Origin of the sequence: Nonomuraea sp. NPDC049646, assembly GCF_044465525.1 — a bacterium.
In the GTDB taxonomy this organism is placed as follows: domain Bacteria; phylum Actinomycetota; class Actinomycetes; order Streptosporangiales; family Streptosporangiaceae; genus Nonomuraea.
Genome location: NZ_JBITLU010000007.1, coordinates 246,799 through 263,575, shown reverse-complemented (window position 1 = coordinate 263,575; position 16,777 = coordinate 246,799). Strand labels below are relative to the sequence as shown.

General features: G+C 72.3%; 12 protein-coding genes. 4 read left to right on the top strand and 8 right to left on the bottom strand.

Annotation, left to right across the window (positions count from 1 at the left end; translation table 11 throughout):
- Positions 1-7 precede the first annotated feature (7 nt).
- Genes ACIBQ8_RS22485 through ACIBQ8_RS22465 form a run of 5 tightly spaced genes read right to left on the bottom strand, consistent with a single transcriptional unit; the run spans position 8 to position 5,545 of the window.
- A complete protein-coding gene (locus ACIBQ8_RS22485) occupies positions 8-319 on the bottom strand; it encodes an AzlD domain-containing protein (RefSeq protein WP_397171373.1) in 312 nt (103 codons plus the stop codon).
- Entirely contained in the window at positions 316-978 is a 663-nt protein-coding gene (locus tag ACIBQ8_RS22480; RefSeq protein WP_357968077.1) for an AzlC family ABC transporter permease, read from the bottom strand. Before ACIBQ8_RS22480 ends, ACIBQ8_RS22485 begins: the two co-directional genes overlap by 4 nt.
- Positions 979-988: 10 nt before the next feature.
- Entirely contained in the window at positions 989-1,852 is an 864-nt protein-coding gene (locus ACIBQ8_RS22475) for an AraC family ligand binding domain-containing protein (RefSeq protein WP_397192885.1), read from the bottom strand.
- On the bottom strand, positions 1,849-3,696 hold the full coding sequence (locus tag ACIBQ8_RS22470; protein WP_397192884.1) for a serine/threonine-protein kinase: 1,848 nt from the start codon (positions 3,694-3,696) through the stop codon (positions 1,849-1,851). Before ACIBQ8_RS22470 ends, ACIBQ8_RS22475 begins: the two co-directional genes overlap by 4 nt.
- 10 nt (positions 3,697-3,706) lie before the next feature.
- On the bottom strand, positions 3,707-5,545 hold the full coding sequence (locus tag ACIBQ8_RS22465; RefSeq protein ID WP_397192883.1) for a protein kinase: 1,839 nt from the start codon (positions 5,543-5,545) through the stop codon (positions 3,707-3,709).
- Between the two features lie 286 nt (positions 5,546-5,831).
- Here ACIBQ8_RS22465 and ACIBQ8_RS22460 point away from each other — a divergent pair, with 286 nt between their 5' ends.
- Positions 5,832-6,740 (top strand): chorismate mutase, encoded by a 909-nt coding sequence (locus ACIBQ8_RS22460; protein ID WP_397192882.1) that lies wholly within the window; start codon positions 5,832-5,834, stop codon positions 6,738-6,740.
- Between the two features lie 152 nt (positions 6,741-6,892).
- Here the strand turns inward: ACIBQ8_RS22460 and ACIBQ8_RS22455 are convergent, their stop codons facing one another.
- Positions 6,893-8,095, bottom strand: coding sequence for an SGNH/GDSL hydrolase family protein (locus tag ACIBQ8_RS22455; RefSeq protein WP_397192881.1), 1,203 nt, complete (start codon positions 8,093-8,095; stop codon positions 6,893-6,895).
- A gap of 201 nt (positions 8,096-8,296) precedes the next feature.
- The gene (locus tag ACIBQ8_RS22450) at positions 8,297-9,661 is read right to left on the bottom strand and encodes an amino acid permease (RefSeq protein ID WP_397171384.1); all 1,365 of its coding nucleotides are present in this window, start codon (positions 9,659-9,661) and stop codon (positions 8,297-8,299) included.
- 169 nt (positions 9,662-9,830) lie between these two features.
- Between ACIBQ8_RS22450 and dnaE the strand changes: the two genes are divergently transcribed.
- Together dnaE and ACIBQ8_RS22440 are read left to right on the top strand one after the other, a co-directional pair.
- A complete protein-coding gene (gene dnaE, locus ACIBQ8_RS22445; RefSeq protein ID WP_397192880.1) occupies positions 9,831-13,358 on the top strand; it encodes a DNA polymerase III subunit alpha in 3,528 nt (1,175 codons plus the stop codon).
- 149 nt (positions 13,359-13,507) lie between these two features.
- Positions 13,508-14,878, top strand: coding sequence for an amidase (locus ACIBQ8_RS22440; protein WP_397192879.1), 1,371 nt, complete (start codon positions 13,508-13,510; stop codon positions 14,876-14,878).
- Here ACIBQ8_RS22440 and ACIBQ8_RS22435 read toward each other — a convergent pair.
- On the bottom strand, positions 14,875-15,387 hold the full coding sequence (locus tag ACIBQ8_RS22435) for a hypothetical protein (RefSeq protein ID WP_397171389.1): 513 nt from the start codon (positions 15,385-15,387) through the stop codon (positions 14,875-14,877). The genes ACIBQ8_RS22440 and ACIBQ8_RS22435 overlap by 4 nt on opposite strands.
- A gap of 63 nt (positions 15,388-15,450) precedes the next feature.
- Between ACIBQ8_RS22435 and murA the strand changes: the two genes are divergently transcribed.
- Positions 15,451-16,761, top strand: a complete 1,311-nt coding sequence (gene murA / locus ACIBQ8_RS22430) for a UDP-N-acetylglucosamine 1-carboxyvinyltransferase (protein WP_397171391.1) — start codon at positions 15,451-15,453, stop codon at positions 16,759-16,761.
- Positions 16,762-16,777 lie beyond the last annotated feature (16 nt).

Genomic DNA, 16,777 nt, shown 5'->3' with positions numbered 1-16,777 from the left:
ACGGCGACTACCCAAGAAACATCCGGGCAAGCGCGGTGACGACGGCCGCCGCCGCCAGGACGACGAGGAACGGCGCCCGCAGCACCAGGGCGACCACGGCCGCCACCAGCCCCGCCGTACGCGCCGGGTCGAACGCGGGCCTGCCCTCCTCGGTGAACATCTGCACCGCGATCAGAGCCGACAGCAGCGCCACGGGCACCAGCTCGGCGAACCTGCGCACCGCCGGATGGTCCAGCACCCGGCGCGGCGCGGCCAGCCCGGCCAGCTTGAGCGCGTAGCAGCCGAGGCTGACCGCGACGATGGCCCACCAGACCGTCATCGCACCATCACCACCAGCACCGCGACCGCCGACAGCAGCACCGGCACGCCCGGCGGGAAGAACGGGCTGGCCGCCAGCGCGACCGCCGCCCCGGCCACCGCCAGCACCCGCAGCCGCCCGCTGGCCGCCAGCCGGGGCCACAGGATGGCCAGGAACGTGGCCGGGCCCACGGCGTCCAGCCCGAGCACCCGCGGGTCGCCCAGGAAGGACGTGCCGACCGCGCCGGCGAGGGTGGTGAGGTTCCAGGCGACGTACAGGCTGGCGAAGGTGGTCAGGAAGCCGGTGCGGGCCGAGGGCTCGTCCGGCTGGGCCAGCGTGACGGCCGTGGTCTCGTCGATCACGCCGTGGGCGGCCAGCAGGCGGCGCGGGCCGCGGACGTTCAGCAGGTCGGCCAGGCGCAGGCCGTAAAGGGTGTTGCGGCCGCCGAGCAGCAGGGCGCCCGCGGCCGCGGCCGTCAGGTCGCCGCCGGCGCCGATCGCCCCGGCCAGCGCGAACTGCGAGGCGCCGGTGAAGGCCAGCAGGCTCAGCACGCACGCCTGCGGCACGCTGAGCCCGGCGGTGATCGCCGCCGCGCCGAACGCGAGACCGGACAACCCCACGGCCAGTCCCACACCGAGGCCGTCACGCACCGCGGCGGAACGGCGAGTTGTCTGTTCCATGGGAAACAGCTTATGAACTGGGCAAATATCCGGTCTTGTACGTTCCTGCGGCCTTTTGGTAGGCGGCGGGCGGCACGCCCACGACGCGTTTGAAGTGCCGGTTCAGGTGGGCCTGGTCGGTGAAGCCCACGTCCGCCGCCACCTGCGCCGGGCGTACCCCCTCAAGGAGTAGCCGGCGGGCCTGCCGCACCCGCAGCGAGGTGAGGTAGGCGTGCGGCGGCAGGCCCGTCACGGCCTTGAACGCGCGCAGCAGCGGGAACGGCCGCACCCCCACCGCCGCGGCCAGCGTCTCCAGCGTCGGCGGGTCGAGCAGGCTCTCGTGCAGCAGCGCCATCGCCTCGCGCACCGCCTGCCGGCCCGCGCCCGGCGGGCTCGCGTCCGGCCTGGGCGCGGCGTGCCTGCTCAGCAGCCGGGCGAACAGCGTGCGCGACAAGGTGGAGGCGGCCAGCGCGTCGCCGCGCTCGGCCGCCCGGTGCGCCCGCCCGAGCAGCACCGCCAGCTCCGGGTCGCGCACCACCTGCTCGGGGAAGTACGGGGTGCCCGGCGGCGCGTCGAGCTCGGCCGCGATCCCGGCCAGCGCCTCGACCGACGGATACAGCATCCGGTACGCCCACCCGCCCGGCGTGCCCGCCTGGCCGGTGTGCACCGAGTCCGCGTTGACCAGCACCAGCTCGCCCGCGCCCGCCCGATGCAGGGTTCCGCGGTACTCGAACTCCTCCACGCCCGCCACGATCAGCCCGATGGCGTACCCGTCGTGGACGTGCCGGGAGAAGCGGTGGGTGACGTAGCGGGCCTTGAGCAGGTCGGTCCCGGGGACCGCCGGATGCCGCCAGAACCGGGCCCGTTCGCGCGCGCCGTCGTGCTCCGGCGTCATTCCGGACGGAAGGTCTTGACGAAGGCGTCGAACCAGTGCCGGTCGGCGGCCCAGCGGGAGTCGAGGGTCTCCCAGTACAGGGCGTACGGGCGGCCGGCCGCGGTGTGGAAGCCGCGGTTGATCACGTGGATGAGCTGCCCCTTGCGCATGTGGGTGAACTCCCAGTCGGAGGCGCGCAGGCCGAGGTATTCGGTGGGGGTGATGCCGATCCGGGTGTACTGGTCGAACTCGCCCTTGGCCTTGATCTCCTTCTCCAGGCCGATCCAGTGCTGTTGCGGGTCCTTCCACGGGATGTCGGGGACGGTCCACTCGACGATCATCGCGCCGGGGGTGCCGGGGCCGGACAGGCGGATGCTGTCCCTGGTCGGGTTCTTGGCGGCCGTCCAGGTCTTGGGGATGGCCATGGAGAAGCGGCCGGCGGCGCTGGTGAGGGGTCGCCAGCCGGCGGGCACCGCCGGGGCCGTCGCGGTGGGCTCGCCGGTGGGCTCCTCGGTGGGCTCCTCGGTCGGCTGGGGGCTCGGCTCGGGCGTCGGGGACTTCGGCGGCGATGTCGACGGCGGTGTCGACGGCGGTGTCGAGGCGGTGGCTTCGCCGGTGGCGGGCGGCTGGGCGCCGGCCGTCGGGGTGGGCGTGGCGGACCCTGACAACTGGTCGTAGAGCAGCACGCCGCCGCCGCCCAGGAGCGCCAGGACGGCCGCCGTGGCGGGCACCGCGATCCACATCGTCCGGGCGCGCCGCCGCGGCTCTCCCGGGACCGTCCGGTGCGGCGGCCGCGCGTCGCCGGTGACGGGCTGCGATCCCTGCGGCGGCGGGTAGGGGCCGCTGGGGGTTGGATGGGGACCGCTCGGCATTGGGTGCGGGTGCGGGCCGCTGGGTGTGGGGTGGGGGCCACTGGGTGTGGCGTGCGGGTCGTGCGGGGCCTGGTCTTGGGGGTACGGGCCTGGGGGGTACGGGCCTGGGGGGTACGGGCCGGGGGCGGCGGGGCCCGGGGCCGGGAAGGGCGTCGACCACATGGGGGTCTGGTCGGCCAGCAGCGGCTGCCCGGTGGCCACCTGGTGGAGCAGGCGCGCCGCCTCGCCGGCCGGCATCCTGGCCGCCGGGTCGCGGCGCAGCAGCCCCATGACGACCGGCTGCAACGCCCCCGCCCGCACGGGCGGCTCGGGCTCGTCGCGCAGCACGGCCGCCACCGTGGCCGCCCACGAGTCGCGCTTGAACGGCGGCCGCCCCTCCACCGCCGCGTAGAGGGTGGCCCCCAGCGACCACAGGTCGGACTCCGGACGGGCGGCCTCGCCGTTGAGCCGCTCCGGCGGCATGTACGCCGGCGTGCCCACCAGCCCGCCGGTCGCCGTCAGCCCCGACTCGGCCTCCAGCGCGGCGATGCCGAAGTCGGTCAGCACCACCCTGCCGTCGTCGGCCAGCAGCACGTTCTCGGGTTTCACGTCACGGTGGAGCACCCCGGTGGCGTGGGCGGCCCGCAGCGCGTCGAGCACCCGGCCGCCGACCATCGCCACCAGCGCCGCCGGCAGCGGCCCGCGCTCGCCGATCACCTCGGCCAGCGAACGGGACCGGACGAGCTGCATGACGATCCACGGCCGGCCGTCCTCCTCGACGACGTCGTGGATGACGATCACCGACGGGTGGTCGAGGCGGCCGGCCGCCCTGGCCTCCCTGATGGTCCGGCGGTTGAGGTCGGCCCGCTTGGCGTCGCCCACGCCCGTGTAGCGGACCTCCTTGATCGCCACCGTACGGTCGAGCAGCTCGTCGTAGGCACGCCAGACCACCCCCATGCCGCCCTCCCCGAGGGGCTCGATGAGGCGATACCGGTTGCTGACCTGCCTTTCCACGCGGGGAAGCCTACTTGGCGGGTTTGAAGGTCGCGCTGAACCCCTCGAAGAAGTGGTAGTCCTTCTTCCAGTGGCTGTTGAGGGTGTGCCAGTAGATGGCGTACGCCTTCCCGTTCTCGGTGATGAAGCCGCGGTCGCGCACCCGGGTCTTGCCCGTGTTGGTGTTCCAGGTGAAGTCCCAGTCGGCGGCGGCCTTCATGTAGTCGACCTTCTTGATGCCGATCTTCTTGTAGCCGCCGAAGTTGTGCTTGAGCGACGGCTCCTGCTTCTTCCAGTCCTTGTACGGGTCCTTGCCGGGCTTGGCCGCCTCCTCGATCATCAGGTACGCGTTCGAGGCCGCGCCGGGGCCCTTGAACTTGACCTGACGGCCGCCGCGGTCCCAGACGTTCCAGCCCTTGGGGAGCCCGATGGAGAAGCCGAGCTCCTTGTCCTTGTACATCTTCCAGCCGCTGGGCAGCGGGTCGGACTCCTCCGTCTTGTCCGGCGTGGCCGAGGGCGAGGAGGACGGCGAAGCCGACGGCGTGCTCGTGGCCGGCGGCTTCGACTCGGTGCCCGAGGCGGGCCCGGACGGCGAGGTGTGGGCCTTGGCCGACTGCCTGGCCTGCGGCGGCCTGGACGAGTGGTCCTCGGGGGCCGATCTCAGGCCGAGATAGCCGCCGACCCCGGCGACCAGCACGACCGCCGCGGCGGCCAGCGCGATCGGCCCGAACTTGCGGCCCTCCTGGCGGCTGCCCACCGTGGGCTCGCCGGTGGGCTCGTCGGGGAGCGCGGAGTCCCTGGTCGAGGGCGGGATCCGCCGGCCGGTCTCGACGGGCGGCGGCGTGCCGGCGGCCCTGCCCCTCGGCGTGGGCGCGGGCCTCGGAGCGGTCCGGGGCGCGGGCCGGGACGAGGACCGGGGCGCGGACCGGGGCGGGGGGACGGCCAGGTCGGGGTCGGTGGGGGTGTCGTCCTCGTCCTCGACGGGGTCCGGGGCCGGGACGGCGGCGCGCAGCTTCCGGCTGGGGAAGCGCCTGGTCTCCGCCGGGCTCGACGCGGTGGCGGCCTCGCGCAGCATCCGCGCGGCCTCCTCGTACGTCAGGCGCTGCACCGGCTCCTTGACCAGCAGCCCGCTGATCACCCCGGCCAGCGGCCCGGCGTGCGGCGCGGGGTCGGGCTCGTCGGTCAGGACGGCGTGCATCGTGGCCAGCGCCATGCCGCGCTCGTGCGGCGAGCGGCCCTCCACGGCCGTGTAGAGCGTCGCGCCCAGCGACCACAGGTCGGACTCGCGGCGCGCGGGCAGCCCCTTGAGCCGCTCGGGCGCGATGAAGGCGGGGGTGCCCGCCAGGCCCGTCACGGTGAGCTGCGTCTCGGTCTCCAGCGTGGCGATGCCGAAGTCGGTCAGCACCACCCTGCCGTCGTCGGCCAGCAGCACGTTCTCGGGCTTGACGTCGCGGTGGAGCACCCCGGCCTCGTGCGCCCGGTGCAGCGCGTCGAGCACGGCGACGCCGATCTCGGCCACCCGCTCGGGCGGCAGCGGCCCCTCCTGCTTGATCACCGCCCCCAGGGAGCGCGACTGGACCAGCTGCATGACGATCCAGGGCCGGCCGTCCTCCTCGATCACGTCGTGGACGACGATCACGTTGGGGTGCTCGAACCTGGCCGCGGCCCGCGCCTCGCGCATCGTGCGCCGGTTGAGCAGCTGCACCTCGTCGCCCAGGGCAGCGGCGTAACGGACTTCCTTGATGGCGACGGTGCGGTCGAGGAGCTCGTCGTGGGCGCGCCAGACGATGCCCATGCCGCCCTTGCCGATGGGCTCCAGCAGCTCGTACCGGCCGGCGATGCGGCGTCCGTCCTGCTTGCGATCCGACATCAACGGCCTCAAACCCTCCCTCTCGGCCAAGAAATACTCCCATAGCGAGGGATCATCGGCGACTCGCCGGAAGGTCAGTCCGCCATATGAGAAGGAACGTCCAGCAGGTGGAGGCGGGTGTAAGGTTTCAGACATGACTTGTCGCTACATCTTTACCGAGCCGGCTCCGGGAGGGCCGGTCGTCAGCTAGCGACCACCTGGAGTCGGCACAAGGCAGAGACGCCCCGTCTCTGCCTTTTGGTTTTTCCTGCCGGCTTCGCTGGGCCGGCCCGAGTGGGGAGTCGAGATGACATCGACCTTGGAGCGGCACATGGTGACGATCGGCGGGCTGCGCGTGGGTCACGGCCCGGCCGTGGTGATCGGCGGGCGGGTGAGCCTGCGCCCGCATCGGGGGCAGGTCGACGCGCGTGAGGCGCTGGGGGAGCGGGCCACGCTGGTGGAGCCGTACTCGGCGGCCGACCTGCCGGCGATCGCGGCGCTGGCCGACGCCGTGGTGGTGGGGGCCACGTGGACGCGCGACATCCCGCTGGTGCGGGCCGCGGCCGGGCTCGGGCTGCCGGTGGTGGTCGAGCGGCGGCCGTCGGCGTCGGTGGAGGAGTGGGTGGGCCTGGCCGGCTACTGCGCGGCCGAGGGGAACGACCAGGTGGTCCTGTGCGAGGGGGGCCGGCTCGACCTCGGGGTGCTGCGGGCGGCGCGGGCCGCGTCGGGGCGTCCGGTGCTGGCCGACGTCTCGCGCGACCCGGGGCTGGCGGCGGCGGCCGTGGCGGCGGGCGCCGACGGCCTCGTGATCGCCGGGCCCGGCGGCTCGGGCACCTCTGGCGGCCCCGGTGGCTCGGGCGCGTCCGGGCGGGGGGAGGAGGCTGCGGACGTGCGGGCGGCCGAGGAGGCCGTGACGCTGGTCGGCGCGCTGTTGCGGCCCGAGTCGCCGGAGACGCTGGCCGAGTGCCGGGAGGCGATCGACCGGGTCGACGCGGCGCTGGCGACCCTCCTGGAGCGGCGCGCCGCCCTGGCGGGCGTCGTGCAGCGGCTCAAGCCGGTGGGCGGGTTCGCCGGACGGGACCTGGCGCGGGAGCGTGCGCTGGTGGCCCGGATGGCGACGCGGGCCCCCCAACTGGGCGAGGAGCGGCTGGCGGCCGTCATGAACGCCGTCATCGAAGCGGGCCTCCACCTGGCCGAGGAACGCGCCCGCCGCTGAGCCCACCACCGAGCCACCCCTGAGCCGCGGGCTGGGCCGTCTCTGAGCCGCGGGCGGGCCGCCCGCTCGCGGATCAGGAGCTTCGAGCTGGACGTCGTGCAGGGGGGCAGTCGGGATGGGGGGCGTTGAGGCCGGGGCGGGAGGCTCGCGGCTCAGGGGGTGGTGAGGTGGTAGTTGTGCAACGGGCGGCCGGGGCCGGTGGCGATCTGGTGGTTGATCAGCTCGGCGAAGCGGCGGTAGCCGTCGCCGGTGGGGTGGAAGCTGCGGGCGTTGACGGTCAGCGGGTCCATGTCGACGGCCAGGCTGTTGAGGTACGGCTGCGGCGTGCCGGCCTCGTGGCCCGTGAACGCCTCGTAGGCGTCGACGTACTCGACGCTGCCGGGGGCGCCGAGGCCGGCCAGGCCGCGGTCGTGCTCGGCCGCGACGGCGCCGACCGTGTCGTTGAGCTTGCGCGTGACGGTGTTGAGCCACCGCTGGTCGGCCACGCTCAGGTTGTCGACCGTGCGGACGGGCGAGGCGGGGAACGGCCTGGGGTAGCCGAGAACGATGACCCGGGCCCCCGGCGCGCGGGCGCGCAGCTCGCCGAGCACCCTGGTCAGGCTCGGCCGCAGCTCGGCGATGCGCCGGGCGACCGCGGCGTCCTGGTCGACGCAGGCCGACGACCAGGGCAGCTTGACGATGCACCCGGTCAGGACGTCGGTGAACCCGGCGTCGTTGCCGCCGATGCTCAGCGTCACCAGGCTGGCCGACGGGCCGACGCGGGTGATCTGGGGCTGCTGGCCGTACTGGCCGGACAGGAGCTGGCGGGTGGTGGCGCCGCTGCAGGCGTAGAAGGCGCTGCCGCCGGTGAACGGGTGTGCCTTCGCCACCAGCGGGACGTAGGAGCCGCGGGCGCGGTGGCAGCGGTCGGCGCCGTCGTTGACCGGGCCGGCGTCCTGCTCGTAGACGCCCTCGCCGGAGGAGTAGGAGTCGCCGAGCGCGACGTACGTGCCGCTCAGCGCGGCCTGGACGGGCGTCAGCCGGGTCAGCCGCGGCAGGTCGCCGCGCGGCTCCTGCAGCGGCCCCGACGGGCAGCCGGGGGAGAGCACGGCGCAGGCGAGCTTCGGGTAGACGCCCAGCGGCACGCCGATCAGCGCGAGCGCGGCACCCGCCGCCGCGGCCGCCACCGCGACCCGCCATCCGGCCCCCCGCCGCTCCCGCCCCCGCCGCTCCGCCCCGACCCCGGCTCCGACCGGGGCCGAGGGCACGGTGGCGGGCTCGGTGGCGGGCTCGGTGGCGGGCTCGATGGCGGGCTCGATGGCGGGCATCGCGGGAAGCATGGTGGCGGGCATGGTGGCGGGCATGGTGGCGGGCATGGCGGCGGGCACCGTGGCGGTGGCGGCCCCGACGGTGTCCGGCGACCCGGCGACGGGCTCAGCGGTGTCCGGCGGCCCGGTGACGGGCCCGGTGGCGTTCGGTGGCTTGGGGGTGGGGGTGGCGGGTGCCGTACGGCCGAGTGTGTCGTCCAGCTTGTCCAGTTTGGCCTCCCCCGAGTGGCGAATCCTGCCCGGACGAGACTAACCCGCCTCCTGCGCGGCCTCCCGCGTCCGGCGGCGGCGGCGTACCATCAGCCAGCCGAGCGCGATGCCCGCGACCAGGGCCGGGATGAGGAAGAAGGCCACCCGCTGATCGCGGTCGGCGAACGGCATCAGCAGGATCACCAGCGCCAGGAACCCGAGCGTCAGCCAGTTGGTGTACGGCGAGCCCGGCATCGGGAACGCCGACCGGTGCCCGGTGGCGCGCAGCCGCGTCTGGCAATGGACCAGCACCCCCCACGTGGTGATCACCCCCAGCGAGGCGACCGCCGTGGCGATGTTGAAGGCGCGCTCGGGCAGGTAGTAGAACAGCGCCACGCCGCCGAGGAACATGGCCGCGGTGAACACGATCCCGCCGATCGGCACGTGCCGGGAGCTGAGCGTGGCGGCGAAGGCGGGGGCCTCCCGCTTGGTGGCCATCGACCGCAGGATGCGCCCGGTGGCGTACAGGCCCGAGTTGCAGGACGAGAGCGCGGCCGTGATCACCACGAGGTTCATCGCGTCGGCCGCCCAGGGCACCCCGAGCCCGGCGAAGAACGTGACGAACGGCGAGGTGCCGGCGCTGTAAGCCGTCCAGGGCAGGACCATGGCCAGCAGCAGCACCGAGCCCACGTAGAAGATCGCGATGCGCCAGATGACGCCGTTGATCGCCCGCGGCATGACCTCGTGCGGCCGGGCGGTCTCGCCGGCGGTGATGCCGACCAGCTCGATCGAGGCGTAGGCGAACACCACCGACTGCAGGCTCATCAGCACCAGCGGGAAGCCGGTGGGGAAGAAGCCGCCGTGCGCGACCAGGTTGCGCGGCCCGGCCTCGCCGACGGCGAAGACCACCAGCACCAGCGCGACCACCAGGAAGATCACGATGGCCAGCACTTTGAGCATCGCGAACCAGAACTCCAGCTCGCCGAACAGGCGGACCGACAGCAGGTTGACCACCAGCACGAACCCCAGCGCGAGCAGCGCGGTCAGCCACTGGGGGAAGCCGCCGGCCCAGTAGTGGACGTACGCGGCGATGGCGGTCAGCTCGGCGATGCCGGTGAAGGCCCAGTTGACCCAGTACATCCAGCCGCTGGCGAAGGCCGCCCACGGGCCGATGAACTCGCCGGCGTACTCGACGAAGGACCCCGAGGCCGGGCGGTAGAGCACCAGCTCGCCGAGCGCCCGCATGACGAAGAAGGCGGCCAGCCCGGCGGTGGCGTAGGAGAGCACGAGCGCGGGCCCGGTGGCGGCCAGGCGGCCGCCCGCGCCGAGGAAGAGGCCGACCCCGATCGCGCCGCCGATCGCGATCATCTGGATCTGGCGGTTGCCCAGCGCGTGGCTGTACCCCTCGTCGGACTGCGTGCGCACCCGGTGTCTCCTTCATTACTTTGCGTGAGGGAGACGATATCGAGGCCGGTGGCCGCGACGCTTCCGGCGCGCCGGGTTCGCGGGGCGCGCGAGGCGGCTCCGGGATGTCGGTCAGGCCCACTAGAGTCGGAGCGCACCATCGCATCCAGACCCGGGGAGGCGCCGCTCCATGTCGTCCAGCGACTCGTTCGTCCATCTGCATGTGCACACCGAATACTCCATGCTCGACGGGGCCGCCCGGCTCAAGCAGATGTTCAAACAGGTCGGCGACCTGGGCATGCCCGCCATCGCGATCACCGACCACGGCAACATGCACGGCGCGTACGACTTCTACCGGCAGGCCACGGGCGCCGGCATCAAGCCGATCATCGGCATCGAGGCCTACGTCGCGCCGGAGCTGCGGCACAACAAGAAGCCCGTGCTGTGGGGCGAGCCGCACCAGAAGAAGGACGACGTCTCGGCGGGTGGCTACTACACCCACATGACGATCTGGGCGCGCAACAAGACCGGCCTGCACAACCTGATGAAGCTCAGCTCGCGCGCCTACACCGAGGGCTTCGTGCGCAAGTGGGCCCGCATGGACGCCGAGATCCTGGCCGAGCACGCCAACGGCCTGATGGCCACCACCGGCTGCCCGTCGGGCGAGGTGCAGACGAGGCTGCGGCTCGGCCAGTACGACGAGGCCCTCAAGGCCGCCGCGAAATATCAGGAAATCTTCGGCAAGGACAATTTCTTCCTGGAGATCATGGACCACGGCCTCGACATCGAGCGCCGGGTCCGCGACGGCCTGACCCGCATCAGCAAAGAGCTCGCCATCCCGCCGCTGGTGACCAACGACTCCCACTACACCTACGAGTCCGACGCCGCCTCCCACGACGCCCTCCTGTGCATCCAGACCGGCAAGCAGCTGTCCGACCCCGACCGCTTCCGCTTCGACGGGTCCGGCTACTACATCAAGACCGCCGACGAGATGCGCGCCGTCGACTCCTCCGACCTGTGGGCCGAGGGCTGCCGCAACACGCTGCTGGTGGCCGAGAAGGTCGATCCGACCGGGTTCTTCGAGTTCAAGAACCTCATGCCCACCTACCCCATCCCCGACGGCATGACGGAGAGCGAGTTCTTCCGCAAGACCGTCTGGGAGGGCATGGACCGCCGCTGGCCCGAGGGCTACGACGACGAGCACAAGCGGCAGGCCGACTACGAGATCGGCATCATCGAGCAGATGGGCTTCCCGAGCTACTTCCTCGTGGTCGCCGACTTCATCATGTGGGCCAAGCAGAACGGCATCCCGGTCGGCCCGGGCCGTGGCTCGGCGGCCGGCTCGCTGGTGGCGTACGCGATGGGCATCACCGACCTCGACCCGCTCCCGCACGGCCTGATCTTCGAGCGCTTCCTCAACCCCGACCGCGTCTCCATGCCCGACGTCGACATCGACTTCGACGAGCGCAGGCGCGGCGACGTGATCCGCTACGTGACCGAGAAGTGGGGCGCCGACAAGGTCGCCATGATCGCCACGTTCGGCACCATCAAGGCGAAGGCCGCCATCAAGGACGCCGGTCGCGTCCTGGGCTATCCCTACGCGCTGGGCGACAAGGTGTCCAAGGCGTTCCCGCCGGCCGTGATGGGCAAGGACATCCCGCTGTCGGGCATCTTCGACAAGGACCACCCGCGCTACAACGAGGCCGGCGAGCTGCGCCGGCTCTACGAGGAAGACGTCGACGTCAAGGCGACGATGGACCTCGGCAAGGGCCTGGAGGGCCTGATCAGGCAGACGGGCGTGCACGCCGCCGGCGTGATCATGTCCCGCGAGGTGATCACCGACCACATCCCGATCATGCGCCGCGACTCCGACGGCGCGATCATCACGCAGTTCGACTACCCGACCTGCGAGACGCTCGGCCTGCTGAAGATGGACTTCCTGGGCCTGCGCAACCTCACGATCATCGACGACTGCCTGAAGATGATCGAGTCCACCACCGGCGAGCAGATCGACCTGCTGAAGCTGCCGCTCGACGACCGCAAGACGTACGAGCTGCTGGGCAGGGGCGACACGCTGGGCGTGTTCCAGCTCGACGGCGGTGGCATGCGCTCGCTGCTGCGGCTGATGAAGCCCGACAACTTCGAGGACATCTCGGCCGTCGGCGCCCTCTACCGTCCCGGCCCGATGGGCGCCAACTCCCACACCAACTACGCCCTGCGCAAGAACGGCCAGCAGGAGATCACCCCGATCCATCCGGAGTTCAAGGAGTCGCTGGCCGAGATCCTCGACACGACCTACGGCCTGATCGTCTATCAGGAGCAGGTCATGGCCATCGCGCAGAAGGTCGCCGGGTTCTCGCTCGGCAAAGCCGACCTGCTGCGCCGGGCGATGGGCAAGAAGAAGAAGGCCGAGCTGGACAAACAGTTCGAGTCCTTCGAGAGCGGCATGAAGGACAACGGCTACTCCTCCGAGGCCGTCAAGACGCTCTGGGACATCCTGCTGCCCTTCTCCGACTACGCCTTCAACAAGGCCCACTCGGCGGCCTACGGCCTGGTCTCCTACTGGACGGCCTACCTCAAGGCCAACCACCCGGCCGCGTACATGGCGGCGCTGCTGTCGAGCGTCAAGGACGACAAGGACAAGTCGGCCCTCTACCTCAACGAGTGCCGCCGCATGGGCATCAAGGTGTTCCCGCCGGACGTCAACGACTCCGACTTCGACTTCACCCCGCGCGGCACCGACATCCGCTTCGGCCTGTCGGCGGTGCGCAACGTCGGCGGCAACGTCGTCGACGGCATCATCGCGGCGCGCAAGTCCAAGGGCCGCTTCGCCGACTTCAAGGACTTCCTGCGCAAGGTGCCCGCGATCGTGTGCAACAAGCGCGTGATCGAGTCGCTGGTCAAGGCCGGGGCCTTCGACTCGCTCGGCCACGTGCGCAAGGGCCTGGTCATGGTGCACGAGCAGGCCGTCGACGCGATCATCGACATCAAGAAGAACGAGGCCATCGGCCAGGACTCCCTGTTCGGCGCGATCGACGGCGGCGAGGACCAGACCTTCGACGTGCAGATCCCGCCCGGGGAGTGGGACAAGAACACGCTGCTGCAGTTCGAGCGGGAGATGCTCGGCCTCTATGTCTCCGACCACCCGCTGTTCGGCGTGGAGCACATCCTGGCCGCGGGGGCCGACTGCTCGATCGCCGCCGTCCAGGACGAGAGCCGGGCCGACGGGCAGGTCGTGACGCTGGGCGGCATCCTGAGCGGGGTGCAGCGCAAGGTCACCAAGAAGGGTGACACGTGGGTGCTCACCCAGCTCGAAGACCTCGAAGGCGCGATCGAGGTGATGATCTTCCCGTCGGCGTACCAGCTGTGCTCGACGATCCTGGCCGAGGACGCGATCGTCTTCGTCAAGGGGCGCATCGACAAGCGGGAGGACGTCGCGAAGATCATCGCCATGGAGGTGACCGCGCCCGACCTGACCCAGGAGGCGGGCGGGCCGCTGCTGGTGAGCCTGCCGCTGACCCGGTGCACGCCGCCGGTGGTCGGGCGGCTGAAGGAGATCCTCACCACGCATCCGGGCACCTCGGAGGTGCACCTCCAGGTGCACAACGGCCCGAAGACGACCGTCATGCGGGTCGACGACCGCCTGCGGGTGTCGCCGTCACCGGCGCTGATGGGCGACCTCAAGCAGCTCCTCGGCCCGGCCTGCCTGGGCGCCTGACCCTCTGCGGCCTCCCCGGCCGGCCCGTCCCGGCGTCTGACCGCGCCGGGGCTCCCCGGCCCGTCTTGTGCGTGGATGCCAAGGCGGGCGGGGGAGGTGGGCAAAGGTCGCCGTCGTGTCCCGGCGCGCGGGTGGGGCAGGATCGCAGGGTGAGCGAACTGCACTACCTGACCGCGACCGAGATGGCCCGCCTGATCAGGGCCGGGCAGGTGAGCGCCGTCGAGCTGCTCCAGGCCCACCTCGACCGCATCGAGCAGGTCAACCCCCGGGTCAACGCCATCGTGACGCTGGTGGCCGAGCGGGCGCTGGAGGCGGCCAGGGCGGCCGACGCGGCCGAGCCCGAGGGGCCGCTGCACGGCGTCCCGGTGGCCCACAAGGACCTGGTGGACACCGCGGGCATCCGCACCACGTACGGTTCGCCGCTGTTCGCGCGGAACGTCCCCGACAAGGACGACCTGATCGTGCGCCGCCTGCGCGCCGCCGGGGCGATCACGATCGGCAAGACCAACACGCCCGAGTTCGGCACCGGCTCGCACACCGTCAACGAGGTCTTCGGCGCCACCAGGAACCCCTACGACCTGGCCAGGTCGGCCGGCGGCAGCAGCGGCGGGGCCGCGGCGGCCCTGGCCACCGGCATGGTCCCGCTGGCCGACGGCTCCGACATGGGCGGCTCGCTGCGCAACCCCGCCTCGTTCTGCAACGTCGTGGGCCTGCGCCCCACGCCGGGGCGCGTCCCCGACCCCTCCGACACGGCCGCCTGGTACACGCTGGCCGTGCCGGGGCCGATGGCGCGCACGGTCGAGGACCTCACGCTGATGCTCGGGGCCGTCGCCGGGTTCGACGCCCGCTCGCCGTACGCGATCAAGGAGACCTTCGCGCCCGAGCCCGAGGAGGGCGTGCGCGGGATGCGGGTGGCGTGGAGCCCCGACCTGGGCGGGCTGCCGGTCGACCCGCGCACGGCCGCGGTGACCGCGACGGCGCCGGCCGTGTTCGAGGAGCTGGGGGCGCACGTGGAGCAGGTCGCGCTCGACCTGTCCGACGCCGAGGACGCCTTCCGGATCTACCGCGCCTGGTACTACGCGCTGTCCTTCGGCGACCTGACCGGCCTCGGCCCCAACACGAGCTGGAACGTCGAGCGCGGCCGCACGGTCACCGGCGCCGACCTGGCCCGCGCCGAACGGCTGCGCAGCGGCCTCTACCAGCGCATGGCCGGCTTCTTCGACACCTACGACGTGCTCATCGCGCCGGTCAGCCAGGTGCCGCCGTTCCCGGTGGAGCAGCCGCACGTGAGCGAGATCAACGGCGAAAGGCTGCCCGACTACCTGGCCTGGATGCGCTCGGCGTACTGGATCAGCGTGCTGCACGCGCCGGCGGCCTCGGTGCCGGCCGGGTTCACGCCCGAGGGGCTGCCGGTCGGGGTGCAGATCGTCGGGCGGCCGTTCGCCGACGCCAGGGTGCTGCGCGTGGCCCGCGCGTTCGAGCAGGCCACCGGCCACGGCCTGCGCCGCCCGCCGGTCTAGGGCTCGATGCCGTACGGGTGCCGCAACGGCGACTCGCGGTAGCCGTGCATGCCCTCCAGCAGCCCGAACAGGCCGACCGCGAGCAGCGGCCAGGCCACCAGCACCCCTTCGGCGGTCAGCTTCAGCGCTCCCGGGACGATCCGCACCCCGGGCTCGGCCGCGGCCTCCACCGCCACCGCGCCGACCGTGAACGTGGACCCGGCCCACAACGTGAGGAAGCTGCCCGCCACCCCGCCCGCGCACAGCCCGAGCAGCACCGCCAGCATCCAGCGCCGCCCGGCGAACCACGCCAGACCGCCGCAGAGCAGCCCCAGCGCGCCCGTGATCACCGCGAACCAGCCGTCGGCCGCGATCAACGCCTGCGTGGTGAGGTCGGCCAGCACCAGGCCGTGCTCGGTCACCTGGTACGGAGCCCGCGGCGAGATCGCGGACCAGCTCAGCCCGGCGGCGACCCCGAGAGTGGCGAGTATGAGGACAGTTACCGCAAAAGCGCGTACTTCCCTCGTCACGCCATTCCCCCTCACAACTGCATCCGAACCAGCTCGATGGTATCTCCCGGTTAGGCTCGCTTCGTGATTGCAGAAGAGGTCTGGCTGATCGAGCCCTCCGGCCCCCTCCGCGGGGACGTCGTCGTACGGGGCTCCAAGAACGGTGTGTCCAAGCACATGGTCGCCGCCATGCTGGGCAATGGCGAGAGCAGCATCCACAACGCCCCCGACGTGGGCGAGGTGGGCATCACCGCGGCGATGCTGGAGGCGCTCGGCATCCACGTCGAGATCGCCGGTCCCGAGATCCGCATCGAGCGCGGGGCGGAGATCAGGCCGCGGGTGCCCGACGCGTTCACCGGGCTCAACCGCATCCCCATCCTCATGCTCGGGCCGTTGCTGCACCTGGCGGGGGAGGCGTTCGTGCCGCTGGTCGGCGGCGACCCGATCGGGCGGCGGCCGGTGAACTTCCACGTGGAGGCGTTGCGCTCGATGGGGGCCGAGGTGGAGGTGGGCGACACCGGCATCTCGGCCAAGGCCAAGCGGCTCAACGGGGCCCGGCTCGAACTGCCGTACCCCAGCGTGGGGGCGACGGAGACGATCCTCATGTCGGCGGTGCTGGCCGAGGGCAAGACCGTGCTGAAGAACGCCGCCATGGAGCCCGAGGTGGTGGAGCTGGCGCTGTTCCTGCAGCGCATGGGCGCCCGGATCGAGCTGTCGCCCGACCGCCGGATCGTCATCGAGGGCGTCGACCACCTGCGCGGCGCCTCCACCTGGCTGAACGGCGACCGCATCGAGGCGTTCTCCTACCTGGCGGCCGGGCTGATCACCGGGGGCGAGGTGCGCGTGCACGGCTGCCCCCAGGACCGCCTGGTCACCGCGATCACCACGCTGGCCAGGATGGGCGCCCGGTTCGACATCAACGACGAGTACCTGTGCGCCACCGCCCCGCCCGAGGGGCTGCGCTCGGCGGCCGTGCAGACCGACACCCACCCCGGCTTCATGACTGACTGGCAGACCCCGCTCATGGTGCTGTTCACGCAGAGCCAGGGCATGTCGGTGCTGCACGAGACGGTCTTCGAGAACCGTCTGGTCTACGTGCCCGCGCTGCAGCGGATGGGCTGCGAGATCGAGGTGTTCGACCAGTGCCTGGGCGGGCCTGCCTGCCGTTACCACGACACCAACGCCCGGCACTCGGCCGTGGTGCGCGGCGTCTCCAAGCTCAGGGGCGCCGACGTGACGCTGCCCGACATCCGGGCCGGGTTCTCGGCCGTGCTGGCCGCCGCGGTGGCCGACGGGACGTCCACGCTGCGGGGCGTGCACCACATCGAGCGGGGCTACCACCGGCCGTACGAGCAGTTCGCCTCGCTTGGTCTGAACATCCGAAGAGAACGGTAAAGACCGAGGAAGTGGG

Excerpts from the sequence above, each read along its gene's own strand:
- ACIBQ8_RS22485 (WP_397171373.1), bottom strand. The coding sequence starts at position 319 with ATGACGGTCTGGTGGGCCATCGTCGCGGTCAGCCTCGGCTGCTACGCG.
- ACIBQ8_RS22480 (WP_357968077.1), bottom strand. The coding sequence starts at position 978 with ATGGAACAGACAACTCGCCGTTCCGCCGCGGTGCGTGACGGCCTCGGT.
- ACIBQ8_RS22475 (WP_397192885.1), bottom strand. The coding sequence starts at position 1,852 with ATGACGCCGGAGCACGACGGCGCGCGCGAACGGGCCCGGTTCTGGCGG.
- ACIBQ8_RS22465 (WP_397192883.1), bottom strand. The coding sequence starts at position 5,545 with ATGTCGGATCGCAAGCAGGACGGACGCCGCATCGCCGGCCGGTACGAG.
- ACIBQ8_RS22460 (WP_397192882.1), top strand. The coding sequence starts at position 5,832 with ATGACATCGACCTTGGAGCGGCACATGGTGACGATCGGCGGGCTGCGC.
- ACIBQ8_RS22455 (WP_397192881.1), bottom strand. The coding sequence starts at position 8,095 with ATGCCCGCCACCATGCCCGCCACCATGCCCGCCACCATGCTTCCCGCG.
- dnaE (WP_397192880.1), top strand. The coding sequence starts at position 9,831 with ATGTCGTCCAGCGACTCGTTCGTCCATCTGCATGTGCACACCGAATAC.